This window comes from Alcanivorax sp. HI0007 (assembly GCF_001635525.1).
Classification (GTDB): Bacteria; Pseudomonadota; Gammaproteobacteria; order Pseudomonadales; family Alcanivoracaceae; genus Alcanivorax.
Genome location: NZ_LWEJ01000060.1, coordinates 1 through 231, shown reverse-complemented (window position 1 = coordinate 231; position 231 = coordinate 1). Strand labels below are relative to the sequence as shown.

At 57.1% G+C, this 231-nt stretch carries 1 protein-coding gene; it reads left to right on the top strand.

Annotation, left to right across the window (positions count from 1 at the left end):
- Positions 1–231: hypothetical protein (locus tag A3714_RS18185; protein ID WP_231867819.1), on the top strand; the 231-nt coding region annotated here is incomplete at both ends.

The window sequence follows — 231 nt, the reverse complement described above, 5'->3', positions numbered from 1 at the left end:
TGTGGGTTACGACCTGCTGGCCGAAGCGGTAGCCGAAGGTGGCAGTGAGCACCATGCCGGGTTGTTGTCGCGGGCATTGGAATACACCACAGCAGAAAATCTGATAAATCGCCCGGGCACAGTGTTCCCTGTCACGCTGTCGTTGCAAAACACGGGGCCCGCTGTCGATGTACAGGCAGATCTGGCTATGTCTTCAGGTGGCGATGTGCTGAACACTTTGCCTGCCACACA